Genomic DNA, 24,466 nt, shown 5'->3' with positions numbered 1-24,466 from the left:
GCACTCCGGACAACAAAATCGCTTTGACATGGAACTCAACCACAATAATCGGCAAGCGTTTCAATGTGATGCTTCATCGAGAGCTTTTTAATGTAGCCGAGGCCCGGAAAATGGCCTTTAGTATGAAGAGCGCGAAACTCCTTAATCGCCTCAGTTTCGAGAATATGGGAGGTACCGGTATCCAGTTTTGTGATCAGTTTTTCCAACGCCTGAGCGAACTTACCAGCAGGATCGGTTGGAGTGTCATTTGTATTCGAGACAAAATGATAGATGTACATAACATCGTCTTTGTCAGGATCGATATAGGTTAAGTGGATCGCGACGGCGTAAGCCGGGCCACCACTCTCGCTGTAAACGTCGCCTGCTATCAGAAAGTCACCGAAGCCAGCCATACCAAGTTCACTACAGATAACATGAAGATCCGAGAATTCCTCTATCGGCGGATAATCGGCATTTCGCTGCCGCTTAAAGCCATCGCGTACGAGGATACGCTTGCTCTGATCAAAGTGCTTACGGTAGAGCAACTTTGCGTGGTCTTCGATGAAGACGTTGGTGAGGCTAGATATTTCTTGCTCTAACGCATCCGCTAGAATCCTGGGGTCTGTAAAACCCGCGTGGACTAATACAGGGTGATGCTCGGCATGTTCGCCATAGCAGGCCATCACTTCGTTGGAGTTCATGTCATTACGCAGCAAAATTCCTGCGGAGATATTGTCAGCGTCGCTAAAGTCTTCTTGCAAGAGGCTGGTGATACTAGCCCCGTCTTCCTTATGATCACCGTGATAGGGGTTTACAATCACAATAGCGTGCCCACCGGCATCGCATATTGCAGTTAAGGTCTTTTTAAGACTATTAAGCGACTCCTTTACTGGTTCGATTATAGGTACAAAACTTTTTTCAGCAAGTAATTCTGACATTTCGCGAATAGTTATTAGTTCGAATTGCTTTCCGCGGAAGTATGGATAGTACATACGTATGTCAGCTCCAAGTCATAGCTGTTTGCAAAGGAGTCTCAATAGCGCCAAGCAGCTTCGGGTGATCAGAGCGGCGTACCGATATAGAAAGCGCCGCAGTTTGCAAAGATTTGGGCAGACGATTGACAAAGTCACTAAGCGGTGCAAGGTCACGCGTCCGCTTAAGAGTGCGAACCATCTCTATATGTAACTCTACCGGGTCTAGCCTAGCGAACAGGTCACGCATAACAGCATGCCGTTGAGTGTTAGGAACCTCAGGCACCCCCACGTCCATTGCATGCAAGATTGTGTTGCTTTCGGCCATACGCAATGACTCAAAAACAGTTACCGGGCAGATTCGCGCAGGGCACTCCGCTGCTTCACGCACTGTTGTTATCCGGAAGCGCTTTGAAAGACACATTACCCCTACATCTTTCGGAACCGTTCCTATTATCCCGTCTATATGACCTTCGCTCGCGATTACATTTACCTTGGCGAAAACGCGCTTGTAATTCTCGACTTGGGTGGCAAGCCGCGCAAGCGAATCCCGCTCTGATTTGATCTCATAAACGGTAGCAGTGCCATTTAAGATAACGAGATCAGCCTTACTACTACCAGCACGAAACTCATTGAGCATAGAGGCTGTGCGTAGAGTATGCGTTCCCATCAGTATCTTCTGGCTGATAGCCGCTCGATAAATATACTCATCGCGCTGTCCAGCGACCTTCAAAATTTCGAATGCTTGGTCGAAAACATCTCCAACACTCGCATTTGAATCGGCATTATCAAGCAAACTTGTTTGTCCGAGTAGCCGACAGAACAAGCCGGATCGGCCTTTTTTCGCCAATTCTCGGAAGACAGCGGCTGAGAAAAGTCGAGTCAGAGCGGACAGTTGCGATGTACTATAATTTTTCATGCTCCTACCTCAGCCGTCCACTTCGAACAAATCAGGGTGCATGAGCTGGCCCCTATCCTACATTTAGCAAAAACGGCGGTACCCTTACCGCCGCTCAAAGCTAACAAACTTACCGTTGTATATCTTCAATAATAAACGTAGCCCTGATATAGAACAGTTTACGTTTAGGCTACATTACTTGCGCCCACACAACTATATAAATAAGCCGACACTCACTCCCACTCAATAGTAGCCGGCGGCTTACTGCTCACATCATAAGTCACCCGCGACACCCCTTCCAACTCATTGATCACGCGATTGGAGACCTTCTCCAGCAGTTCATACGGCAGGTGCGCCCAGCGGGCGGTCATGAAGTCGATGGTTTCGACCGCGCGCAGCGCGATGACCCATTCGTAGCGGCGGCCGTCGCCGACCACGCCGACGGATTTGACCGGCAGGAACACCGCAAACGCCTGGCTGGTTTTTTCGTACCAGCCGGAGGCGCGTAGCTCTTCGATGAAGATGGCGTCGGCTTCGCGCAGAATGTCGGCGTACTCTTTTTTGACTTCACCCAGAATGCGCACGCCCAGGCCCGGCCCCGGGAAGGGGTGGCGGTAGACCATGTCGTAGGGTAGGCCGAGCTCGAGGCCGAGTTTGCGTACTTCGTCCTTGAACAGCTCGCGCAGCGGCTCGACGAGCTTGAGCTTCATGGTTTCCGGAAGCCCGCCCACGTTGTGGTGGGATTTGATCACGTGCGACTTGCCGGTTTTGGAAGCGGCGGATTCGATCACGTCCGGGTAGATGGTGCCTTGGGCCAAGAAATCCACGCCGTCGATCTTGCTGGCTTCTTCATCGAATACGTCAATGAAGGTGTTGCCGATGATCTTGCGCTTGGCTTCCGGGTCGTTTTCGCCTTTTAGTTTGTCCAGGAACAGGTCTTCGGCGTCGACGCGGATCACCTTCACGCCCATGTGGTTGGCGAAGGTTTCCATGACCTGGTCGCCTTCCGCCTTGCGCAGTAGGCCGTTATCCACAAATACGCAGGTGAGCTGGTCGCCAATCGCCTTGTGGAGAAGTGCCGCCACCACGGACGAGTCCACGCCGCCGGAGAGGCCCAGCAGCACGTGACGATCGCCCACTTGCTCGCGTACGCGCTCGACCTGGTCTTCGATGATCTGCGCCGGGGTCCAGCGCTTTTCGGACTTACAGATATCCAGCACGAAGTGCTCGAGCATCCGCTGGCCTTGCAGGGTGTGGGTCACTTCCGGGTGGAACTGTACGCCGTAAAACTGCTTCTCTTCCCACACCATGGCGGCAATCGGGCAGCTCGGCGTAGACGCCGTCACGGTGAACTCGGCGGGCGCTTCGGCCACCTTGTCGCCGTGGCTCATCCATACATCCAGCAGGCCTTTGCCGGTTTCCGTGTCCACGTGGTCCTTGATGCCGTTGAACAGGGCATTGTCCGCGTCGATGCTGATCTGGGCGTAGCCGAACTCGCTCTTATTCGAACCCTGCACCTTACCGCCGAGCTGCTCGGCCATGGTCTGCATGCCGTAGCAGATCCCGAATACCGGCAGGCCCATCTCGAACACGGATTGCGGCGCCCGCGGGGACTCGAGCTCGGTGACCGATTCCGGCCCACCGGCGAGTATTATGCCGTTGGGGTTGTACTCGCGAATCTCCTCTTCGGTGATATCGAAGGCGCGAACTTCCGAGTAAACGCCGATTTCGCGCACGCGGCGGGCGATCAGCTGGGTGTACTGGGAGCCGAAGTCGAGAATCAGAATCTTGTGGGCGTGAATGTCTGTCATGGCGGTATCTCTCAAGCAGTGTAGGCGCGGCCGCTAAGGCTTTTACAGGGGCTCTAACAAGGGCTATAAAAAGCAAGCGACGGGCCAGAGCCCGCCGCCGTTTAACTCACGTGCCGGTTAGCCCACCCGGTAGTTGGGGGCTTCCTTGGTAATCTGCACGTCGTGAACGTGGGATTCGTTGAAGCCGGCGCCGGTGATCTGTACGAACTCCGGCTTGGTGCGCATCTCTTCGATGTCGTGGCAGCCGGTGTAGCCCATGGAGGCGCGCAGCCCGCCCATCATCTGGTGAACGATGGCGCTCATCAGGCCCTTGTAGGGCACGCGGCCTTCGATGCCTTCCGGCACCAGCTTCTCGGCGCCCGCGCTCTTGTCCTGGAAGTAACGGTCCGCACTGCCCTGGCTTTGCGACATCGCGCCCATGGAGCCCATGCCGCGGTACGCCTTGTAGGTCCGGCCCTGGTAGAGCTCGACCTCGCCCGGCGCTTCTTCGGTACCGGCCAGCAGGCCACCGACCATCACCGCACTGGCGCCGGCGGCAATCGCCTTGGCCAGGTCGCCAGAGAAGCGCACGCCGCCGTCGGCAATCAAGGGAATGTCGAACTCCTTGAGCGCGGCGGCCACGTTGGAAACCGCAGTGATCTGCGGCACGCCCACACCGGCGACGATACGCGTGGTGCAGATAGAACCGGGGCCGATGCCCACTTTCACGCCGTCCGCGCCCGCTTCGGCCAGCGCCCTGGCGGCCTCGGCGGTGGCGATGTTGCCGCCCACCACTTGAATGTCCGGGAAGTGCTGCTTCACCCAGCGGATACGGTCGATCACGCCCTGGGAGTGGCCGTGGGCGGTATCCACGATCACCACGTCTACCCCGGCTTCGGCAAGTGCGGTGATGCGGTCGCCGGTTTCCGGGCCGGTGCCTACGGCAGCGCCTACCAGCAGGCGGCCGTCGGTGTCTTTCGCGGCGTTCGGGTAGGTGCGGGCTTTTTCGATATCCTGGAAGGTCACCAGGCCGCGCAGGTGGAAGGCGTCGTCGACGATCAGCATTTTCTCGATGCGGTGCTCGCGCATCTTGGCTTTGCTGGCTTCGAGATCAGTGCCTTCGGCGACGGTGACCAGGCGCTCGCGCGGGGTCATGATGTCGGCAACGCTGTCGCCCACGTTGGGCTGAAAGCGCATGTCCCGCTCGGTCACGATACCCACCAGGGTTTCGCCTTCGACCACCGGGAAGCCGGAGAAGCCGTATTCGCGGGCCATGGCCAGCAAATCTTCGAGCTTCGCCTTGGGGCTCACGGTGACCGGGTCTTTCACGATCACGCTTTCGTGCTTTTTGACCTTGCGCACCTCGGCGGCTTGCTGGGTCATGGTCATATTCTTGTGAATGATGCCAATGCCGCCTTCCTGGGCCATTGCAATCGCCAAACGCGCTTCGGTCACCGTGTCCATGGCGGCGGAGACGAGCGGAATATTGAGCGTGATATTGCGGGTCAGGCGGGTTTTGAGGCTGACATCCTTGGGAAGAACGTCGGAGAAGCCAGGAACGAGGAGTACGTCATCGAACGTAAGCGCTTCTTGGGCCATACGTAGCATAGCGGCAACACCCAATGGAAAGTGGGAAGATGGGGCGTGGTAAAGTTAATCGACTATTATAGCGTTTCGAGGGCCTCGCCATCAATGTGGTGGCTGCATCCTGGTGAATAGCGTTTGGCTATAGCGCCCCGGTTTTGCCACGGTGCTCTACTTTGAGGGCGCGTTCCCTGCGCGCTTTTCGACCCCCGGCCTGGTCATTCCGGGCTTGGCAGCAGCGAACGGTTCGCTTCGACCAGCTCCATCAATACTTCGATAAAGCCTTGCGCGGCGGGGGTGAGTTCCTGGCGGCGAGAGGTCAGCACGCCGATGTCGCGGTAAAGCCTTTCGCTGATAGGAATCAAGCACACGTCGTCCCGGTGAAACATCAGCTTGAGCGAAGACGGCAAGGCACTCACGCCGATATTGTTGGCGACCATGCCCAGAATGGTCGATTGATACCCCGCCACCTGCACCGGTTCCATCGGTTTACCGGCAATCGCAAAGCCCTGTTCGGTGAGCCGCCGCATGCTGGTGCGCGCTTTCATGGCGATGAACGGCCACTCGACGATCTGATGCCAGCTCACCTCTTCTTCCCCGGCCAAGGGGTGATCCGGCGCGCAGACGAAATAGAGATAATCCTTGTAGATCGGATGGAAATTGACCTCCTCGGAATGGGTGGGGGCCACACTCACGCCGAAATCGACGTCGCCGGCCATCACCTGCTGATAGATCGGCTCGTCGCTCTCCTCCAGGTACTCCGTGCCTATCTGCGGGTAGCGCTTTTGAAACTCCGCCATGGCCGCCGGTACCAGGCTGCCTCCCACCGTTAAAAGTGCGGCGAAACTGATTTGGCCCTGCTGACCTTTGGCGAAGGCGCGCATGCTTTGCAGGCCACGATCCAACCTTGAGAGCACCCGCTCGGCCACCGGCAAGAACTCCCGCCCGGCGGCGGACAAGCTGACCTGTCGCGTGGTGCGCTCGAACAAGCGTACGCCCAGCATGTCCTCGAGCTGACGCACCAGCTGGCTGAGCGACGGCTGAGACATATGAAGCTTTTCAGCGGCTTCGGTAAAGCTGCCCAAATCGGCCACGGCGATGATGGCTTCGAGTTGACGGGCGGTCACGTTATTCATTGGCAATACCAATCAATCCATCTTTTATTCAAATTTATACAATCAATGCTTAAGCGTAATCTACTTACGTCTAATACTCTACCGAGGGAGCGCCCATGCTTAAGCAAGTAATCGATCTTCACGAAATTCTGGATACCCCTAGCGCCTGCGGGGAGCGGGTCAAGGAGCATCTCATCGCCTGTGGCGCGGCGCCGGAGAGCATTCGCGTCACGCGGGTAGAGTCCGAGAAAGGCGCGAGCGATTTTTTGCATATCACCGTGGCCGGCCACAGCGGTAAGCAGGCGGGCAAAGAGGCCCCCACGCTTGGGGTGATCGGCCGCCTGGGCGGCATTGGCGCCCGCCCGGACATTACCGGCTTCGTTTCCGACGGCGACGGCGCGCTGGCGGCCCTGGCCGCCGCGGCCAAGCTGATCGGCATGGCAGCCAACGGTGACCAATTAGCCGGCGATGTGATCATCACCACGCATATCTGCCCGGATGCCCCCACCCGCGAGCACCACCCAGTGCCGTTCATGGATTCGCCGATCAGCTTCGAGGATACCTGGGAGCACGAAATCGACACCGCGATGGACGCCATCGTGTCGATCGATACCACCAAGGGCAATCGCGTGATCAACGTGCGCGGCGTGGCCATGTCGCCGACGGTCAAGCAGGGCTACATTCTGCGCACCAGCGAAGACCTGATGGATGTCTTCTCCCGGGTGACCGGCCGCTTGCCCGATATTTTCGCGCTGACCCAGCAAGACATCACGCCCTACGGCAACGGCCTGCATCATCTAAACAGCATCCTCCAGCCTGCGGTGGCCACCCAGGCGCCGGTGATCGGCCTGGCGCTGTCGGCGGAAACCGCCGTTGCCGGCTGCGCTACCGGCGCAAGCCATGAAGTCGATATCGAACAGGCCGCGCGCTTCGCCGTCGAGGTCGCCAAGGACTTCACCGCCGGTATCTGCCAGTTCTTCGATGCCGAGGAGTTCGACCGGCTCATCGCGCTTTACGGCGAGCAGACCCACTTCCAGCAAGGCGGTGCACGACAATGAACATCGCCCCCACACGTTTGGGCATCGTGACGATCGGCCAGGCGCCGCGCACCGACCTTGACGAGGACCTTGCCACGCTACTCGCTGAACATATCGAGATAATCGAGCGCGGGGCGCTGGATGAACTGACCCTCGAGGAGGTCGAGCACCGCTACCCCATCCCCGAACAAGCCCAGGTGCTCGTCTCGCGCATGCGCGATGGTCGCCAGGTCACCATCGCCGAACAGGACCTGGAGCCCTTGCTGGACACAGCTATCCGCGCGATGGCCGAGGACGAGCGGGTCGATGCCATCGTCGTGTTGTGCACCGGCGAGCTGCCCGACTACCGCGAACTCCCCGTGCCCGTTCTCTCGCCCAAGCGGCTGGTCCGCCACGGCCTTCAAGCGCTTTTTCCCAGGGGTAAACTGCTGGTGATGACCCCGGAGCCACGCCAGATGGCCTACGCCCAGGCGCGGTGGGAGGAAGCGGGCTTCGAGATCGAGATGCTCAGCGCGTCGCCCTACGGCGAAACACAGGAACTTGAACGCGCCGCCCGGGAGGCCGCCTTGCTGAAAGGCGAGGCGCTCTATTTGGACTGCATGGGGTACACCCTGGCCCAGCGCGCGCGCCTCGCAAAGCTCTCCGGCCATCGCACGCTGACACCGCGCCAACTGGTCTTCAGCGCCGCCAATCTGCTCTTGAGCTAGCCGGCACCTTCGCTACATAAAAAAACACGACATCGACACGGAAACAGCCATCATGAACGATACGACCTCGTCGGCGCAGGCCGATAGCGAACCCCCACAGTTCGCGCGCCAACATCCAAAATTCTTCTCGCCCTGGCAGATGATCACCAACGTCATCGTCTGCGTATTAGGGGCAATCATCGGCCTCGAGTTGATCACCCGGGTCGGTATTACGCCCAACACCTCGATCATCGGGGCGTTGATCGCCATTTTGCTTTCGTATATCCCGCTGCGCCTTTTTCGCAGCTACCGCTCCCTCGAGCGCCAAACGCTGGTGCAAACCACGATTTCCGGGGCGACCTTCTCGGCGGCCAACGGTTTGCTCTTGCCCCTGGCGATCCCGTTTTTGATGGGCGAATCGCAAATGCTGGTGCCCATGCTCTTTGGCGCAGCACTGGCCGTGATTACCGATGCCTCGATTCTTTACTTCTCTTTTGACAGCAAGATATTCACCGCCCGGGCGGCCTGGCCACCAGGGCTTGCGACGGCAGAAGCCTTGAAAGCAGCGGCCAACAAGGGGCGTAATGCCCTTCTGCTGTTGGTGGGCATGGTGGGCGGCTTGACCGGCAAGGCGTTTGGCATTCCCGCGGAAATGTTCGGTATCGCCTGGATCGCCAACGTCTTCGCCATGTGCGCGCTGGGCCTTGGGCTCATCCTGCGCGGCTACTCGGAGCAGTTTTTCGGCTTCGATATCAGCACCGCCTATATCCCCCACGGCATCATGATCGGCGCCGGGTTGGTGGCGTTGGTTCAAATCCTTTTGTTGATGCGTCGAGACCGCCGGGAAAAGTCGAACGACGGCGAGTCGACCCAGCGGCCCACGCGGTCAGCGCTTCAAATGCGCACCGCCATGCTGAACGGGTTTGGCGTTTACTTGATTATTGCGCTGACACTGGCGCTGGGGACGGGCATCTATACCGACATGCCGCTGGGTATGCTGTTCGGCTGGATGGTGTTTGCGGCCCTTGCGGCCATGGCCTCGGAGTTGATCGTCGGCATCGCTGCGATGCACTCCGGGTGGTTCCCCTCCTTCGCGACGGCGCTCATTTTTCTGGTCATCGGCATGTTGATCGGTTTTCCAAGCGAAGCGCTGGGCATACTGGTCGCCTTTACCGTGGCCACCGGCCCGGCGTTTGCGGATATGGCCTACGACCTGAAAGCCGGCTGGGTGATTCGTGGCGAAGGCACCGACCGGGAATACGAACTGGACGGCCGCCGTCAGCAGTACTTTGCGGAGCTTTTTAGCTTCGGCGTGGCCATCGTCATCGTGGCGCTGGTCTTCAACGCGTATTTCGCCGCCGACCTGGTGCCGCCGGTCGCCCGCGTTTATGTCGCCACCATCGATGCCGGCGCCAGTATGGAAGTCGCCCAGCAGCTACTGATTTGGGGCGTGGTGGGTGCCATCATTCAGGCCGTGGGCGGTATGTCCCGCCAGATCGGGGTGCTGCTGGCCACGGGGCTGCTCATCACATCGCCGGTGGCGGGCATCGTGATCTATATGGCGCTGGTCATCCGCTGGCTGGTGGTCAAGCGCTTTGGCACCGACGGCGGCCATAAGCTCTATATTCTGGGGGCGGGTTTCATTACCGGCTCGGCGCTTTACAGTTTCTTCTCCTCGACCCTTAAACTGGGTTCCCGGTAATCTGACGTTACGGGCGACGCGATTGCGCCGCCCGCACTGTTTAGGAGTCACACCATGTCGCGTTTACTTTTATTGAGCAGCTCCCGTGCCGGTAGCACCGGCTATCTCGACCATGCAAAGCCCCTCATCGGTGATTTTTTGGGCGACAACCCCACCCCGGTCAAGCGGGTGCTGTTCGTGCCCTTCGCCGGTGTGGGCAAAACCTTCGATGACTATCTCGCGCAAGTACGCCCGGCCTTCGAGGCGCTGGGCCTCGAGGTCGAGGGCATTCATCAAGCCGCGGATGCTCAGCAAGCGGTGCGCAACGCCGAAGCCATCGCTGTGGGCGGGGGGAATACCTTCGCGCTGGTCAAACGCCTTTACGAGGCGGATCTGCTCCCGGTCATTCAGGAGCGTGTTGCCCAGGGGCTGCCCTACATGGGCTGGAGCGCGGGCTCGAATATCGCCGGGCCGACGCTTTGTACCACCAACGACATGCCGATCGTCGAGCCGCCCAGCTTTAAAACCCTGGGCCTGGTGCCGTTTCAGCTCAACCCGCACTTTCTTGCCGGTAAACCCGCCGGGCATAACGGCGAAAGCCGCGAAGAGCGTTTGAGCGAGTACCTGGCGCTCAACCCCCAGGCGTTGGTGGTCGGCCTGCGTGAAGGCACGGCGCTTCGCCGGGAGGGCGAGTCGCTCCAGCTACTCGGCGAGCTCGATGGCGTCACGTTCTCGACAAGCGGCCAGCAGGAACTCGCCGCCAATAGCCAGCTGGACCATTTGCTAACGCGCAATTAATGCTAGGCTAAGCGCTTTCTCGACCCGAAGCCTTCCATGACCTCACCTTCTTCCAAAGCGCTTTCCGTGAGCGCCCTCAACAAGCAGGCCCGCCAGGCGCTGGAGCGCGACATGGGCGAGGTCTGGGTCGAGGGCGAGCTCTCCAACGTTTCCAAACCCGCCTCGGGCCACATCTACTTCACCTTGAAGGACGACCGGGCCCAGGTGCGCTGCGCGCTGTTTCGCCAGCGCGCGCGTTTCGTGGCAGCCCCCATGCGCGACGGTGACCAGGTCAAGCTGCGCGGCAAGGTTTCGCTGTTCGAGCCCCGGGGCGACTACCAGCTGATTGCCGAGGCGGTGCAGGCGGCAGGCCTTGGCGAGCTTTTGGCGGCCTTCGAGCGGCTGAAAGCGCAGCTGGATGGCGAGGGGGTGTTCGCCAACGCCCGGGAACTCCCCTACCCGCCCCGCAAGCTATTGATTCTAAGCTCCGCCACCGGGGCGGCGATTCGCGATGTATTGGCGGTCCTCAAAGCGCGCTGGCCGCTGACGGACGTAACGCTGATCCCGGTGCCGGTTCAGGGGGCGGAGGCCGCGCCGGCGATGGTCTCGGCGCTGGCACTTTTGAACCGCCAAACGCGGCTGGACCCGAACCAGGACGCGGTCCTGATCACCCGGGGCGGCGGCAGCCTGGAAGACCTGTGGGCGTTCAACAACGAACACCTGGCCCGGGCGATTTTCAACTCCCGCCTGCCGGTGATGTCCGCGGTGGGTCACGAGGTGGACACCACCCTTGCCGACTTCGCCGCCGACATACGCGCCCCCACGCCCTCGGCCGCGGCGGAGCGGCTGGTGCCGGACGGCCAAGCGCTTGCCCGAACGCTTGGCCAGAGCGAGGCGCGCCTGCGCCGGGCCATGCAGCAAAAGCTTCAACGCGAAAGCCAGCGGCTGGACAACCTGCGCGCCCGGCTCAAGCACCCCGGCGAGCAGCTCGCCCAAAAGCGCCAGCAGGTCGAGCAGCTAGGCCAACGCCTTCAACGCGCCATGCAGCTTACCCTGACGCAACAGCAAGGCCGCGTCACCCAGCTTGGCAAGCGCCTGGCAAGCCAGGACATGGCGCGGCTTCACCAGGCAGAGCAAACGCGCATCGACCAGCTCGAGCGGCGCCTAAAAGGCGCCATGCAGCGCACCCTTGAAGCGCGCCGGGCCAGGCTGACCAGCGCCGCGCGGGAACTGAACGCGGTAAGCCCACTGGCCGTACTGGGCCGGGGCTACGCGATTGCTCAGGATGACCAGGGCCAGGTGATACACCGCGCCCAGGACACCGCACCGGGCCAGAAGCTTTCGCTGCGCTTGGGTGAGGGGCGTTTGAGCGTCGAGGTAAAACGCCGCCATAAAAAATAGCGCCCGGCGTGGGCCGGGCGCTATGGCGATACTCAAAGTATCGCTTTAAGTGGGGTGTTTCAGATCAACGCTTGGGCGGCTCCAGGGTGTCGTCGCCCTGGGTATTGCCGGAAGGCGTATCCGAGTCGGCCAGGCCGTGCTCGTTTTTGCGGCGGTCCTTCTCGTGGGGCGTAGGCTCTTTGCCCGGGTTACCCGCCGGGCCAGAGGCCGCGTTGTGCCCGGGCATGGCTTCGTCGGTGTAGCGCATCGATTCGCCTTCGGTATCGCTGGGCGTGCGCTTGGGGTCGTGTTCCTGATGGTCCTTATCGGTGTCGTTTTTCATCTTCTCGGTCCTCTCGTGAAGCGTGTGCTGCATCTTGTCCGCTTGCTCGTGGCCCCTATCCGCCGCCTCGCTCATGAAGCGGTCACGATACTCGCCCATGTACTCATCCTCTTTACGTGTAGAGGGTAGAATACCGCCCAGCGCCGCGCCAATGGCAAACCCCAACGCACCGGCTACCAGCGGGTGCTGCTGAATGAAATCAGACGTTTGGCGGCCGGCGTCCTGCGCCCACTGCGTGGCGTCCTGAACGCCGTGTTGGGATGATTCGTAAAAATGCGAAGTGCTGTCGCGCATGCTGCCTCCCATATCGTGTGCCCGGTCGCTCAAGTGGTGCGCTGCGTCGCTGGCGCCGTGGCCAAAATGACGCGCTCGTTCGGCCATGCGTTCTTTCATGCTCGGCCCTTCGTTGTGGCGGGAAGCAGCCGGGTCATCGCCATACGCCTCGTCAAACGCCGGCGGGTGGGAGAACGCGCTGGGCGCCGGGCGCCCAAAAGGCCGGGGTGGTGAGCCCGCCTCCAACCCGGCCGCATGGCCACCGCCAAAAGCGTCGCTTTCCTGCTCCCGCGGGCCACGGCCTAGACCCTGGCCGGCCGAAAAGCCCGTCGTCTGGGCTTCGCGGTAACCGGTGTTATCGAAGCGCCCGGTCGGGCCGCTATGCGGGTAGGCTTCGGAGTTGGCGAAGTGCGCTGCCCCGCTTTGGCGCTGCGTATTGGCGCTGAGCTGGGCGGTCACCAGCCAACCAAGCCCGGCCCCGGTGACCAGAAACGGCACCGGGTTTTCCTTGATGGTCGTGCTCAGGTTGGTGAAAAACTCGTTCGCGCCGCCGTGGCGCAGGTAGTCGTAGGAGGCATTGAGCAGGCGCTGGGGCGAAAAACGCTCTTCGATTTCGCTAAGCGTGGAGTCTAGGCGCTCGCGGGAGCGGTGAATATCCTTTTCGATCTCCTCGGGGCTTCGTTGGTCCGGATGCTCGCTCATTTCAACTCCTCCTTGACGTTGTGCTGATGCTCCTTCGCAAGCGCCTTGTCCTGCTTAAAGCTTTGCATGGTGCGATGGGGCATCAGGCTGCGCGCCTTGATCTTGTTGAGCCCTACGCTGAGCATGATCATGCCCACCACGGCCACGACAACACCCACGATGGCCGCGGAAAGCCAAGGTGTCATGTCCGGGGGAAGGATTTCATTGAGTAGGAAGACCGCCGCTGCCAACAGCACCAGAAAGCCGGCAAAAATGACCGCACCGGCAATGGCGATGGCGGCGATGCCGGTCATGGCCTGGTGGGTTTTTTCCGATACCTCGGCCTTGGCAAGCTCGGCCTCGTTGCGAACCAAATCAGTGACTTCACGGGTCAACGTCGTTAAAAGCGAGCCAACGGACGCTCCCTGCGTCGTACTATTATGCTGCGTTTCCATATAAGCCTCGTGCGTACTGGCAAGTCGATGAACGTTAAACCACGTAACTCTTAGCGGGGTGAACGTTGCGGGCCGTTATCACCGGCTAAAGGGTCATCGCCGGGCCTTGGCGTGGTAATCGGCCGGGCAGGCTCGCCGTAGCCGTAAGCACTGGGCTCTGCGGGCTCGCGCTGGTGGGGCGCGCCGCCGCCGCTCGGTCGCATACTGTCGTTGTCGAAGGACGAAGGATGGCGAGACGCCGGGTGCTGGGAAGCGTAGCGCGACCCCGAGGCATTCATGTCCGTACGCCGCTCGCTATAGGAACCTTGCGAATGATCGCTCGAGCTTCTCAAAAAGCGCGCGACCAAAAAGCCCACCGCGATGGCCCCGCCGATGAAAACCGCCGGTTCGCGGCGGCTATAGTCCTGGGCGTCGTGGCAAATACGCCGCAGGTCCTTGTCGCGCAGCTGGTGGGAGAAGCCGTCGGCCAGGTCGGCCACTTTACGTGCCTGCTGGGAAAAGAACGGCTGCTGCTGGCTATCGAACTCGTCCGCCGTTTTTTTCATCACGCCGGTAAACTTGCTGGCGTGTTCGGCAAACGTTTGGCGCTGACTGTCATAGAAGTGTTCGGCCTGGTGCTGGGCGGCGCCGCCGATATCATGAGCCGCTTCCCGGCCCTGCTCCTTGAGGCGTTCCGTATCCAGGTGGTCATGCGCGCCGGGCGTTTGATGGGCGCTGCCGCCACTCGAGCCGGAGTGGGAGTACTTTCCTTGATCGCTCATTGATTGCATCCTCCATGCGTTGCAGCTGGTGGTAATAAACAAAATGAACTTCAAGCGCTAATAAAAGCGCCTTCCTTTTTAAAACAAAGAATAATTATTAGTGGAAATTAATAGTATGCCACCATTGAAATATAGCGAGGCAACGAAAACTGTCAATTTATAAATACGGCGTTCAAAAAGTGCTATAAAAACCCAAAACCTCAAATAAAACCATGGATTTTAACTTTAACTTCAAACAGTTGAATAATTAAAAAGCTTTAGAAATCGAAACTCATAAAAGAGAGTTAAATATAACTAACCTATTTACAAAAAGAACCTCATTGAAAAATAAACAGTTTATGTAAAGCGCCATTAGACCGGCCTGATTAATTTAACAAAGATTATTAAACGAAAGTGTGGCGTGGTGCGTCGTGGGTTTGGCCCTTTTACGGCTTTCGACTAGGGTGAACATAGGCGCCCAGAATGACCATAAGCATCCATTTATAAACATAGCCGCGGCCGAGGAAGCGGCCGCCGGCCGGCTTTTGAGCCAAGCGCCCGCCCTACGCCGTTAGCCAAGGAGAGAGATACCATGAGCGATCAACTGCAACCCCCGCAACATCAGAACAAGCAGCCAGGCGACGAGCACGCCATGCGCCCGGAACCCGAGTACATTCGGGAGAGCTACCGGGGCTCCAACAAGCTGCTCGATAAAGTAGCGATCATTACCGGCGGCGATAGCGGTATCGGCCGCGCCGTGGCCGTGCATTATGCTCGGGAAGGCGCCGACAGCGTGATCGTTCACCTCAAAGAAGACGAAGACGCCAAAGAGACCAAGCGGCTGGTGGAAGCGGAAGGCCGGCGGTGCCTGGTACTCAAGGGTGATGTCGGTGAACCCGGTTTTTGTCGCGAGATCGTACAAAGCACCCTCGATGAATACGGCCAGATCAACATCCTGATCAACAACGCCGCCGAACAGTACGACTGGGATGACATCACCGACATTCCCGATGACCAGTTGCAGCGTACCTTCCAGACCAATATCTTCAGCCACTTCTACATGGTCAAGGCGGCCTTGGCCCACCTAAACGAAGGCGACACCATTATCGCTACCTCGTCGATCAACGCCTTCAAGGGCAACGACACGCTGATCGACTACACCGCGACCAAGGGCGCGATTCAGGGGCTGGTACGTTCGCTTGCCATGTCGCTGGTAGAGCGCGGCATTCGTGTCAACGCCGTGGCCCCAGGGCCTGTGTGGACCCCGTTGATTCCCGCCAGCATGGATGACGACAAAGTCGCCGGTTTCGGTGCCCAGGTGCCCATGAAACGCGCGGGTCAGCCCAGCGAAATGGGCCCCGCCTACGTCTATCTGGCATGCCAGGACTCTTCCTACATGAGCGGGCAAACGCTGCACTTGAACGGTGGGGTCGTGCTGAATACGTAAGAGGGCTTTCGAACCCCCGTACGCCAAAAGGCCGGCTTTTAAAGCCGGCCTTTTAAATGCTCGCGTCAGGTTTGAATCATGGTATCCGCGTCATCGTCGCTGACGCCCAGCATTTGCAAGATATAGCGCTGGGTGGCGACCAGTACCTGCTTGCGCTCCGCTTCGCCGGGCAGGCTTTTGGCAATGGCGACCGCGCCCACCAAAGCGGCCAGAATGACGCGGGATTTATCCGCAATCGCCTGGCGGTCATCCGCTAGCGGCAGTTTATTGAGCCGGCCCAACGCGCGCAGGCGCATCTCCAGCATCTTTTTCATACTCAGATACGAGGCTTCGAACAGGGTGCGAATTTCAGCTTGTTCGCTGCCGATTTCATTGAACAGCACCGCTTCCGGACCCGGTTTTTGCCGGGTTTCGAGCTCCTGAAGATTGTAGTAATTGGCGACCAGCTCGGTCAGGTGCTGAAGCGAAAGCGGCCCTTTCACCAACCGGGCGGCGCGGCTCTCGTTCAAGGTCAAACGTACAGACTCGTGGTACAAGGCTTCTTTCGAGGCAAAATGGGCATAAAAAGCGCCATGCGTCATTTTAGCGAGCTTCATGATCTGGCCAATCGATACCTTGTGAAACCCGTTGCGGCTAAAAAGCTCGGTGGCCGAGGCTAAAATACGCTCTTTCGTTTTCGACTTACGACTTTTGGGGTAAGGCATAGTGACCTCGGACTGGGCACGCTTAATATTATCTTGATCATATAATGCGGATTGCTAGGGTGGCGGCATCAATCACTCAGGAACCGCTATGCAATCACCAATTGTTATTACCGGCATGGGTATGGTCAGCCCTCTGGGCAGTAGCGTCAATACGAGCTGGCAACGCTTGCTGGATGGCCAGTCCGGTATTGGCGCTATCGAACGCTTTGATACCGGCGAGCTCCCGGTCAAGATATCGGGCACCGTCAAGACGCTGGACCAGGACCCGGAGCACGGCCTGGACCTGGACGCGATTGCCAACCCCAAGGAGCGGCGCAAGCTCGATCTGTTCAGCCTCTATGCGTTGGCCGCCGCCCAGGAGGCGCTGGACCAGGCAAGTTGGCACCCTACCGAGGCGTTTCATAAACGCCGCACCGCCACCATCGTGGGCTCGGGGATTGGCGGCTTTCCGACGATCACCCAGGCGCAGCAAACGCTGAGCACGCGGGGTCATCGCAAGCTTTCCCCCTTTACCGTGCCGGCCTTTTTGGCCAACCTGGCAGCCGGTAATCTTTCCATTCGCTACGGTTTTCAAGGGCCGCTGGGGTGCCCGGTCACCGCCTGCGCGGCCGGCCTGCAGGCCATTGGCGATGGCATGCGCTTGATTCGCAGCGGCGAGGCGGATGTCGCCCTGGTCGGCGGCGCCGAGGCGTGTATCGACCCCTTGTCACTGGCAAGCTTTAACGCGTTGAAAGCGCTATCCACCGAGTCTACGACGCCGCAGCGCGCCTCGCGGCCATTCGACCGGGCGCGTTCGGGCTTCGTCATGGGGGAAGGCGCCGGGCTTTTAGTGATCGAAACGCTGGAGCACGCCCAGGCACGGGGCGCCACCCCGCTTGCCGTCCTTAGCGGCTATGGTACCAGCGCCGATGCGCATCATATGACGGCGGGCCCAGAAGATGGTGCCGGTGCTGCCCTGGCGATTAATAGCGCGCTCGACATGGCAGGCTTGAGCGGGGCCGACATCGACCACGTCAACGCTCACGCGACCTCGACGCCGGTCGGCGATCGTGCGGAAATTGCGTCTCTCCGGGCGGCCTTCGGCGAGCGGCTGCCTTCTATTCCCATTTCAGCCACGAAGGCATCGACGGGGCATCTGCTGGGCGCCGCCGGGGGCATCGAAAGCATCTTTTCGGCCCTGACGGCCATTCATCAAACGCTCCCGCCTACCCTCAACATGGAGCAGTGCGATGACGACATGCAGGATTTGACCTTCGTCACCGCTGCCCGGGCCCACGCTACCCGGCATGTCTTGTGCAACGGATTTGGTTTCGGGGGTGTGAACGCTGCGTTGATCATCAGCCCGGTCCACTAACCCGCTAAGCGAGGCCTCTAAAGCGACGTAAAAGCGCTATCAGGCCGGTTGCGCAACCGGCGCATCGACCAGCACGCCCTCGAACAAAATGGCCTCGAACTGCTCCATCGGCGCCGCCGACTTGAGCGTTTTGGAGCGCAGAATGGCGCCTTCCCAGCCGGAGAGAATGAAACTGGCCAGGGCCTCGGCGGGCGCCTGAGATGCGATTTGGCCTTTGGCCTGGGCGGCTTCGATACACACCGCAAAACGCTTCTCCCAACGCTTGAACACGTTGTTGAGCGCGTCGCGGAAGGTGTCGCTCTGGCCGGAGAGCTCCTGGCCCAGGTTACCGATCAAACAGCCGGTTTTATGGTTGCAGTCGCTCATGTAGGCGCGCCCCTGGGCAAAATAGAGGCGCAGCCGCTCGCAAGGGTCGAGGGAGTCGTCTTCCAGCAAGGCAGCAAGGTCTTCGTCGTACTCTTCGCCAAAGCGCTCGATCACGGCCAGGCCGAAATCTTCCTTGCTCGAGAAGTAGTGATAAAACGACCCCTTGGGCACCCCGCAGGTGCTCAGAACGGCGTTAATCCCGGTGGCCGTGTAGCCGTGCTGAGAGATCAGCTCGGCACCGGTATTAATCAGTTTGTCGCGGGTTGCGATGTTTTTCATAGCGTTGTTTGAGCCTGTCGTTCGGATACCGCTACCGATCTTGAAGCCGGTATATTTATTAAAAATGGCATGCCGTGGGGCTGGGCGCCAGCTTGCACGCTCTTTACATATTACTTGCCCAGTCACTGCTTAACGAACGTAGATGCTAGCATATCAGGCTTCTCTTCAAGCATTTTAGTCTTTATTACGGATGACGCGCGGCAATGACTCTTTTTGATTCGACGGCTGCCAGCCAGTCTGGCCGGGTGCGCCTTGGCGCTGTTTTGGCTCTGTTCGTGTTGGTCGGGGGGTTGGCCCTGGCCTGGTGGATTATGACCCAGCCTCCGCGTATCGAGCGCCGCGCGCCACCCCCGGCGCCCGTGCCGGTGGTCGATACCATCACCGTCGACGAGCAAACCCAGGCCCCGGAACTCACCGGGTTCGGCCGGGTAGAGGCGGAAAAATCGACCCAGCTTGCCAGTCGCGTGGCCGGCCAGCTCGACCGTTTCGCCCCCGGCGTGGTGCCAGGCCAGGTGGTGGAAGCGGGTGCCCCGCTTGTGTATATCGACCGCGCGGATTTGGAGCTAACGCTCGAAGACGCCGACGCCCAGGTCGCCACCGCCCAGGCTGGCCTTGCGCTGGAGGAGGCCGAGCAGGAGCGCGCCCGGGCCGATTACGCCCGTTTCGGGCGCGAACTAAGCGCCGAGCGCCGCGCGCTGGTACTGCGCGAGCCCCAACTGCGCCAGGCCGAAGCGGCGCTCAGCCAGGCCCGGGTGGTGCGTAACCAGGCGGCGCTGAACCTGGAGCGCGCTACGCTCAGCGCCCCCTGGCGCGCCATGGTGACCGAGCGCACGGTAGGCGCCGGTACACTTTTAAGCCAGGGCACCGAAGTGCTGAGCCTGGTGGGCGTGGAGGAGTTTTGGGTGCGCGCCTCACTCCCCGGCGAGACCCTGACCTGGCTCTCCCCCGGCGACCGGGTCACCCTGACCAGCCAGAGCTGGCCGCCGGGGGAAAGCCGCGAAGGCCGGCTCACCTCGATTTTGCCGGGCCTGGAAGAGAATGGCCTACAGGCGCAGCTTTTGGTCTCGATCGATGACCCCTTGGCCCTCGACACCTCCGGCCCGGCCCTGCGCCTGAACGACGTCATGCGCCTGCGCTATCACACCACCGCCCGCCAGCCGCTGATTGCCCTGCCCTCCGCGGCGCTGCGCCCGGGGGATGTGGTGTGGTGGCTCGATGACGAAGACCGCCTGCAAAACACCACGGTAACACTCGCCTACCGCGGCGAAGAGCAGGCGCTGATCAGCGCGGGGCTCTCCCCGGGTCAGCGCGTGGTGACCGGCGGGCTGGCCCAGCCCCGGGTCGGCCAGCAGGTTCGTCCGCGCGCGCCGGCGAACACCCCCGCCCAGCAGTCAGAGGAAGACTCATGATGCGCAAAGGCCCGCTCGCCTGGATGGTGGATCACGGCGTCGCCCCCAACCTGATGATGGTGCTGTTCATCGTCGGGGGGTTGATGGCTTCGCTTGCGATCAAAAAAGAGGTGTTCCCCGAGTTCGAGAGCGAAACCGTGCAGGTCACCATCAGCTACCCAGGCGCGACGCCCGAGGATATCGAACAGAGCTTGCTACTGCCCGTAGAGGCGGCGGTGTCCAACGTGGAAGGCATCGACGAGCTGACCGCCACCGCCAGCGAAGGCAGCGGCGTGGTGCGCGCCACGTTGATCGACGGCGTGGACACCATGCGCGTTTACCAGGAAATCCAGCAGGGCGTCAACGCGATCACCACCTTCCCGGGCGCCGCGGACCCGCCCCGTTTTACCCTGGCCGGCTACTCGCGCAGCGTGGTGAGTTTGCAGGTCTACGGCCCGGCCAGCCTGGCGGCGCTACACGACGCCGCCGAAGAGGTGCGCGCCGAGCTTCAGGCCTCGAGCGGTATCTCCCGGGCGGAGCTTTCCGGTAACCGGGAGCGCGAAATCCAGGTACTGCTGGATGAGGAGGCGATCGAGCGGTTTGGCCTCGACCACCAGCAACTCGCCGCGCGCATCGGCGAAGAGGCGCTGGACTTGGCCAGCGGCCAGCTCACCACCGCCGAGGGGGAGTGGCTGATTCGCTACCAGGGCCGGCGCAACAGCGCCGCCGAGTTCGCAAACCTGCCGATTCTGACCACCGCCCAGGGCGCGCCGGTGCGACTGGGCCAAATCGCCGAGGTTCGCGAAGGCTTCGCCGAGGCCGACCGCGAGGAGTTCTATAACGGCCAGCGCGGGCTCTCGGTGGATGTCTACCAGGTCGGCGATCAAACGCCCACCAGTATTTCCAACGCGGTGAATAGCGAGCTCGAGCGGCTGCGCGCCAACCTGCCCGCCGACATTCACCTGGATGTCGCCCGGGACAGCTCCGAGGTATACGAAGACCGCTTAGGGCTTTTGCTCAAAAACGCCTGGATGGGTCTGGCGCTGGTGATGGTGCTGATGGCGCTGTTTTTGGAAGCGCGGCTCGCCTTTTGGGTCACACTCGGCATTCCCACGGCCTTTTTGGGCGCCATGCTGTTTCTGCCCTGGGTGGGCGTATCGCTGAACATGATGTCGATGTTTGCGTTCATCATCGCACTCGGCATCGTGGTCGATGACGCCATCATGGTGGGCGAGAACATTTACAGCTACCGCGAAGAGGGCTATTCGCTGCGCGACGCGGCGGTCAAGGGCGCCGGCGAAATCGCCGTACCGCTCACCTTCGCGATTCTTTCCAACATCGTGGCGTTCATGCCGCTGCTGTTTCTGCCCGGCTTTTTGGGCATGATCTTCGCTACCGTGCCGGTGGTGGTCGTGACGGTCTTTTTGATCTCCTGGGTCGAGGCGCTGTTCATTTTGCCGGCCCATCTGGCCCACAGCCATAAACCCCGCCAAACCCCGGCCTGGCAGCGCCCGCTGGAGGGCCTTCGCCATCGCCTGCAGGGCGGGCTGCATCGCTTTACCTACCAGGGTTTCGAGCCGTTTTTGCAGCGCGCGCTCAACCAGCGCCTGCTAAGCGTGGCGCTGGGCGTGGCGCTTTTACTGGTGGTGCTGGCCTGGGCGATGAGCGGGCGCCTCGGGTTCTCGCTGATGCCGCGGGTGGAGTCCGACCAGGTACGGGCGACGGTCACGCTGCCCATCGGCAGCAACATAAGCGTGAGCCGCGAACTGGGCCAGCAGTTGATCGACGCTGCCGAAACCCTGAGCGAGCGCGAGCCGACGCTGGCTTTCGAGAGCACCCGTAGCCGCCTCGATGGCGAGTCCCTGGAGGTCACCCTGGATATCGCCCGGGAAAGCCTGGACGCCTGGCCGCCGTCGCGCATTGCGACCGACTGGCGGGAGCTAACCGGCGATTTGGTCGGCGCGCAGTCGGTGCGCTTCGCCTCGGACGTGGGCGGCCCGGGCAGCGGCGCCGCACTTAGCCTGCGCCTTTCCCACCCCAACACCCAGGTATTGGAAGCCGCCGCCACGCGCCTGGCCGAGCAACTCGGCGAATACGGGCTCACCGACATCGACAGCGGCCTGGGCGACGGCAAACCCCAGCTCGAAATGCGCCTTTCCGCCGAAGGCCGGGCGCTGGGGCTCACCGGTAGCGACCTGGCCCAGGCCCTGCGCGGCCCGCTTCAAGGCGCCACCGCCGTCGAACAGTTCATCGGCCGTCAGGAGGTGAGTGTCGAGGTGCGCCTGCCCGAGCAGGACCGGGCGAGCTTGAACGAGCTCTACCGGCTGCCCGTGCGCACCTCCGAAGGCATGAGCATCCCGCTTTCGCGGGCGGCGGATATCACCCTGAGCCAGGCCTCCAGCAGCCTTCAACGTATCGACGGGCGGCGCATCATTACCGTCACCGCCGACTCCGACGACGGCCAGGTGATCAACCAGGTGCTGGCCACCCTCGAGGAGGAGGTGTTCCCCACGTTGACCAACACCTGGCCGGGCCTGGAAGTGGCCCTGGGCGGGCGCCAGCAGGATACCGCCGACAACCTCGCCACGCTGCGCACCGCCATGTGGATGATGCTGGCCGCCCTTTACGCGCTGCTGGCGATCCCGTTTAGAAGCTACCTGCAGCCGCTTTTAGTACTGGCCGCCATTCCGTTTGGTTTGGTGGGAGCGGTGGCCGGTCACATGGTGATGGGCTTTGGCCTTTCGATCATTAGCTTGCTGGGGATGCTGGCGCTCTCCGGGGTGGTCATCAACGACGCCCTGGTGCTGATCGACTACGCCAACCGCAAGCGCCGGGAAGGCATGGCCGCTCGGGAGGCGATCGTGGCCGCCGCTACCCGGCGCCTGCGCCCGATCATGATGACCACGCTGACCACCTTTTTGGGGCTGGCGCCGATGATTCTGGAAACCTCGCGCCAGGCGCGCTTCATGATTCCCATGGCGATCTCGCTGGGCTTTGGCATGATTTTCGCCACCGTCATCCTGCTGATTCTGGTGCCCTGCCTGTACCTTGGCCTCGAGAACCTGCGCGAGCGGCTAAGCGCCCCAACCGCCCCCCAACCTGAAGGAGCCTCCTCATGAGCCGGCTCGGTGCGCTTGCTCGCTGGCGGCCTTCCACGCTTGGGCTGCGCCTTTTCGCGGTCATCCTGAGCGTGAACGTGGCGATTGCCGCAAGTATTTTTCTGGCCGTCTCTTACAGTATCGACCGGGGCTTTATCGAGTACCTGAACCAGGCCCAGCAGCGCCGCGCGGCGCTATTGGCCGACGGCCTGGTCAGCCGCTGGAACGCCCAGGGCAGCTGGGCGTGGCTCGAACGCGACCCGCAGCGCTGGCCCCGGGTCGTGCGCTTCGAGCTTGGCCAGGAGAACAACGAGCGCCCATCGCCTTTGGGCGAGGCGCAGGATTTCGCGCTGCGCGACGCCCAGGGCGACGACGTGGTACGCCCCCGCCCCAGCGGCGCCGAAAGCGACTGGCGCTGGCTCACCCTTTACAGCGAAAGCGCCTCAGGGCGCGGCACCCAGGCGATTGGCAGCCTGGGCTTTCGCTCGCCCCAGCAGATGATGGAGCGCATGGAGAGCCGCTTTCTGGAGCGCCAAAAGCGTAACCTGTTCATCATCGTGATCTCGCTGGTCGTGGCCTCGCTTTTATTGGCGGGCGGGCTCTCCTGGTGGCTGGGTGGGCGCACCCGGGCGCTGGCCGGCGCCACGCGCCGCCTTACCGAAGGCGACTACGAGATGCGCCTGCGCGCCCGGGGCCGCGACGAACTCTCGCGGCTGGCCCAGGACTTCAACGTGCTGGCCGAAACCCTGGAAGCGAGCCGCAACGCCCGGGCGCGCTGGGTCTCGGACACCGCCCATGAGCTGCGTACGCCGCTTGCCGTGCTGCGTGGCGAGATCGAAGCGATGCAGGACGGCGTGCGAGCGCTCAACCAAGAGAACCTGGGCTCGCTTGCCCAGGAGGTCAGCCAGCTGGAGCGGCTGGTGGCGGATTTGCGCCTGCTTTCGCAAAGCGATGCCGGGGCGCTGGACATTCGGCTCGCCCCCATGGACTTGAGCGAATGTTTGGAACGGCGCCTTTTGGACGCCGACCGCTGGCTAAGCGACAGCGGCCTGACGCTGACCACCCGGATCGACCCGAACCTTACCGTACTGGGCGATACCCAGCGCCTGCGCCAGCTTTGGAGTAACCTGCTGGACAACAGCTGCGCCTACACCGCGCCCCCCGGAAAACTGCACGTGCGCCTTTATAAAGATGGCCAACACGCCGTGGTGATATGGGAAGATAGCGCCCCGGGCGTTCCCGAAAGCGAGCTTGCCCGGCTGACCGAGCGGCTCTACCGGGTGGAGGGCTCGCGCAGCCGGGCAAGCGGCGGCAGCGGCCTGGGGCTTTCGATTGCCAAGGCCTTGGCCGGCGCCCATAACGCCACGCTCACCGCCGACGCCGCGCCCCTGGGCGGGCTTCGATGGACGCTGCGCTTTCCCCTTTTGTCTTCACGCTAGA

General features: G+C 61.2%; 20 protein-coding genes. 10 read left to right on the top strand and 10 right to left on the bottom strand.

Translation table 11 applies throughout. From position 1 onward, the window contains the following. Positions 1-35: 35 nt before the first annotated feature. From ACWHXT_RS03585 to ACWHXT_RS03565, 5 genes are all read right to left on the bottom strand, one after another. The gene (locus tag ACWHXT_RS03585; protein WP_447957262.1) at positions 36-971 is read right to left on the bottom strand and encodes a sce7725 family protein; all 936 of its coding nucleotides are present in this window, start codon (positions 969-971) and stop codon (positions 36-38) included. Positions 972-978: 7 nt separating this feature from the next. After that, positions 979-1,869, bottom strand: coding sequence for a sce7726 family protein (locus ACWHXT_RS03580; protein ID WP_447957261.1), 891 nt, complete (start codon positions 1,867-1,869; stop codon positions 979-981). 212 nt (positions 1,870-2,081) lie between these two features. Then, positions 2,082-3,659: a glutamine-hydrolyzing GMP synthase gene (guaA, locus tag ACWHXT_RS03575; protein ID WP_447895243.1), complete on the bottom strand. Its 1,578-nt coding sequence runs from the start codon at positions 3,657-3,659 to the stop codon at positions 2,082-2,084. Between the two features lie 117 nt (positions 3,660-3,776). Further along, entirely contained in the window at positions 3,777-5,246 is a 1,470-nt protein-coding gene (gene guaB, locus ACWHXT_RS03570; protein WP_447957260.1) for an IMP dehydrogenase, read from the bottom strand. 194 nt (positions 5,247-5,440) lie between these two features. Then, complete coding sequence (locus ACWHXT_RS03565) at positions 5,441-6,358, bottom strand: LysR family transcriptional regulator (protein WP_447928110.1); 918 nt, start codon at positions 6,356-6,358, stop codon at positions 5,441-5,443. A gap of 95 nt (positions 6,359-6,453) precedes the next feature. Between ACWHXT_RS03565 and ACWHXT_RS03560 the strand changes: the two genes are divergently transcribed. From ACWHXT_RS03560 to xseA, 5 genes are read left to right on the top strand one after another with little or no spacing between them, the layout of a single operon-like run. Next, a complete protein-coding gene (locus ACWHXT_RS03560; RefSeq protein ID WP_447957259.1) occupies positions 6,454-7,395 on the top strand; it encodes a DUF1177 domain-containing protein in 942 nt (313 codons plus the stop codon). Beyond that, positions 7,392-8,081 carry an AroM family protein gene (locus ACWHXT_RS03555; RefSeq protein ID WP_447957258.1) on the top strand — a complete coding sequence of 230 codons (690 nt, stop codon included), beginning with the start codon at positions 7,392-7,394 and terminating at the stop codon, positions 8,079-8,081. Before ACWHXT_RS03560 ends, ACWHXT_RS03555 begins: the two co-directional genes overlap by 4 nt. A 52-nt stretch (positions 8,082-8,133) precedes the next feature. Beyond that, positions 8,134-9,762 carry an OPT/YSL family transporter gene (locus tag ACWHXT_RS03550; protein WP_447957257.1) on the top strand — a complete coding sequence of 543 codons (1,629 nt, stop codon included), beginning with the start codon at positions 8,134-8,136 and terminating at the stop codon, positions 9,760-9,762. A 54-nt stretch (positions 9,763-9,816) separates the two neighbouring features. Further along, complete coding sequence (gene pepE / locus ACWHXT_RS03545; RefSeq protein ID WP_447957256.1) at positions 9,817-10,539, top strand: dipeptidase PepE; 723 nt, start codon at positions 9,817-9,819, stop codon at positions 10,537-10,539. A gap of 36 nt (positions 10,540-10,575) precedes the next feature. Continuing rightward, positions 10,576-11,919 (top strand): exodeoxyribonuclease VII large subunit, encoded by a 1,344-nt coding sequence (xseA, locus tag ACWHXT_RS03540; protein WP_447957255.1) that lies wholly within the window; start codon positions 10,576-10,578, stop codon positions 11,917-11,919. A 64-nt stretch (positions 11,920-11,983) separates the two neighbouring features. Here xseA and ACWHXT_RS03535 read toward each other — a convergent pair whose 3' ends face one another. From ACWHXT_RS03535 to ACWHXT_RS03525, 3 genes are read right to left on the bottom strand one after another with little or no spacing between them, the layout of a single operon-like run. Further along, on the bottom strand, positions 11,984-13,216 hold the full coding sequence (locus tag ACWHXT_RS03535) for a DUF3618 domain-containing protein (RefSeq protein ID WP_447957254.1): 1,233 nt from the start codon (positions 13,214-13,216) through the stop codon (positions 11,984-11,986). Next, positions 13,213-13,650, bottom strand: a complete 438-nt coding sequence (locus ACWHXT_RS03530) for a phage holin family protein (protein ID WP_447957253.1) — start codon at positions 13,648-13,650, stop codon at positions 13,213-13,215. Before ACWHXT_RS03530 ends, ACWHXT_RS03535 begins: the two co-directional genes overlap by 4 nt. Before the next feature lie 50 nt (positions 13,651-13,700). Continuing rightward, positions 13,701-14,411 (bottom strand): hypothetical protein, encoded by a 711-nt coding sequence (locus tag ACWHXT_RS03525; RefSeq protein ID WP_447957252.1) that lies wholly within the window; start codon positions 14,409-14,411, stop codon positions 13,701-13,703. 571 nt (positions 14,412-14,982) lie between these two features. On the opposite strand from ACWHXT_RS03525, the gene ACWHXT_RS03520 reads away from it, so the two are divergent. Continuing rightward, positions 14,983-15,837: an SDR family oxidoreductase gene (locus ACWHXT_RS03520; RefSeq protein ID WP_447928101.1), complete on the top strand. Its 855-nt coding sequence runs from the start codon at positions 14,983-14,985 to the stop codon at positions 15,835-15,837. A 65-nt stretch (positions 15,838-15,902) separates the two neighbouring features. On the opposite strand, the gene ACWHXT_RS03515 is transcribed toward ACWHXT_RS03520, so the two are convergent. Then, positions 15,903-16,541, bottom strand: a complete 639-nt coding sequence (locus tag ACWHXT_RS03515) for a TetR/AcrR family transcriptional regulator (RefSeq protein WP_447957251.1) — start codon at positions 16,539-16,541, stop codon at positions 15,903-15,905. Between the two features lie 88 nt (positions 16,542-16,629). Between ACWHXT_RS03515 and fabF the strand changes: the two genes are divergently transcribed. After that, positions 16,630-17,895 carry a beta-ketoacyl-ACP synthase II gene (gene fabF, locus ACWHXT_RS03510; protein WP_447957250.1) on the top strand — a complete coding sequence of 422 codons (1,266 nt, stop codon included), beginning with the start codon at positions 16,630-16,632 and terminating at the stop codon, positions 17,893-17,895. A gap of 39 nt (positions 17,896-17,934) precedes the next feature. Here fabF and ACWHXT_RS03505 read toward each other — a convergent pair whose 3' ends face one another. Continuing rightward, entirely contained in the window at positions 17,935-18,540 is a 606-nt protein-coding gene (locus ACWHXT_RS03505) for a TetR family transcriptional regulator C-terminal domain-containing protein (RefSeq protein WP_447928098.1), read from the bottom strand. Positions 18,541-18,743: 203 nt separating this feature from the next. Between ACWHXT_RS03505 and ACWHXT_RS03500 the strand changes: the two genes are divergently transcribed. The 3 genes from ACWHXT_RS03500 to ACWHXT_RS03490 are packed head-to-tail and all read left to right on the top strand — an operon-like array spanning position 18,744 to position 24,465. Continuing rightward, entirely contained in the window at positions 18,744-19,949 is a 1,206-nt protein-coding gene (locus tag ACWHXT_RS03500) for an efflux RND transporter periplasmic adaptor subunit (RefSeq protein WP_447957249.1), read from the top strand. Next, positions 19,946-23,047: an efflux RND transporter permease subunit gene (locus tag ACWHXT_RS03495; RefSeq protein ID WP_447957248.1), complete on the top strand. Its 3,102-nt coding sequence runs from the start codon at positions 19,946-19,948 to the stop codon at positions 23,045-23,047. The genes ACWHXT_RS03500 and ACWHXT_RS03495 overlap by 4 nt, the downstream gene beginning before the upstream one ends. Then, positions 23,044-24,465 (top strand): ATP-binding protein, encoded by a 1,422-nt coding sequence (locus ACWHXT_RS03490; RefSeq protein ID WP_447957247.1) that lies wholly within the window; start codon positions 23,044-23,046, stop codon positions 24,463-24,465. The genes ACWHXT_RS03495 and ACWHXT_RS03490 overlap by 4 nt, the downstream gene beginning before the upstream one ends. Position 24,466: the final 1 nt, after the last annotated feature.

It is taken from the genome of Vreelandella halophytica, from assembly GCF_968193635.1.
This window is presented reverse-complemented; position numbering and strand designations above follow the sequence as displayed.

Bases quoted from the DNA above. Each gene is read 5' to 3' on its own strand.
- ACWHXT_RS03535 (WP_447957254.1), bottom strand. From the start codon at position 13,216: ATGAGCGAGCATCCGGACCAACGAAGCCCCGAGGAGATCGAAAAGGAT.
- ACWHXT_RS03495 (WP_447957248.1), top strand. From the start codon at position 19,946: ATGATGCGCAAAGGCCCGCTCGCCTGGATGGTGGATCACGGCGTCGCC.
- guaA (WP_447895243.1), bottom strand. From the start codon at position 3,659: ATGACAGACATTCACGCCCACAAGATTCTGATTCTCGACTTCGGCTCC.
- guaB (WP_447957260.1), bottom strand. From the start codon at position 5,246: ATGCTACGTATGGCCCAAGAAGCGCTTACGTTCGATGACGTACTCCTC.
- fabF (WP_447957250.1), top strand. From the start codon at position 16,630: ATGCAATCACCAATTGTTATTACCGGCATGGGTATGGTCAGCCCTCTG.
- ACWHXT_RS03560 (WP_447957259.1), top strand. From the start codon at position 6,454: ATGCTTAAGCAAGTAATCGATCTTCACGAAATTCTGGATACCCCTAGC.
- ACWHXT_RS03520 (WP_447928101.1), top strand. From the start codon at position 14,983: ATGAGCGATCAACTGCAACCCCCGCAACATCAGAACAAGCAGCCAGGC.
- ACWHXT_RS03530 (WP_447957253.1), bottom strand. From the start codon at position 13,650: ATGGAAACGCAGCATAATAGTACGACGCAGGGAGCGTCCGTTGGCTCG.
- ACWHXT_RS03490 (WP_447957247.1), top strand. From the start codon at position 23,044: ATGAGCCGGCTCGGTGCGCTTGCTCGCTGGCGGCCTTCCACGCTTGGG.
- ACWHXT_RS03550 (WP_447957257.1), top strand. From the start codon at position 8,134: ATGAACGATACGACCTCGTCGGCGCAGGCCGATAGCGAACCCCCACAG.
- pepE (WP_447957256.1), top strand. From the start codon at position 9,817: ATGTCGCGTTTACTTTTATTGAGCAGCTCCCGTGCCGGTAGCACCGGC.
- ACWHXT_RS03515 (WP_447957251.1), bottom strand. From the start codon at position 16,541: ATGCCTTACCCCAAAAGTCGTAAGTCGAAAACGAAAGAGCGTATTTTA.
- ACWHXT_RS03565 (WP_447928110.1), bottom strand. From the start codon at position 6,358: ATGAATAACGTGACCGCCCGTCAACTCGAAGCCATCATCGCCGTGGCC.
- ACWHXT_RS03555 (WP_447957258.1), top strand. From the start codon at position 7,392: ATGAACATCGCCCCCACACGTTTGGGCATCGTGACGATCGGCCAGGCG.
- ACWHXT_RS03585 (WP_447957262.1), bottom strand. From the start codon at position 971: ATGTACTATCCATACTTCCGCGGAAAGCAATTCGAACTAATAACTATT.
- ACWHXT_RS03580 (WP_447957261.1), bottom strand. From the start codon at position 1,869: ATGAAAAATTATAGTACATCGCAACTGTCCGCTCTGACTCGACTTTTC.
- ACWHXT_RS03505 (WP_447928098.1), bottom strand. From the start codon at position 18,540: ATGAAAAACATCGCAACCCGCGACAAACTGATTAATACCGGTGCCGAG.
- xseA (WP_447957255.1), top strand. From the start codon at position 10,576: ATGACCTCACCTTCTTCCAAAGCGCTTTCCGTGAGCGCCCTCAACAAG.
- ACWHXT_RS03500 (WP_447957249.1), top strand. From the start codon at position 18,744: ATGACTCTTTTTGATTCGACGGCTGCCAGCCAGTCTGGCCGGGTGCGC.
- ACWHXT_RS03525 (WP_447957252.1), bottom strand. From the start codon at position 14,411: ATGAGCGATCAAGGAAAGTACTCCCACTCCGGCTCGAGTGGCGGCAGC.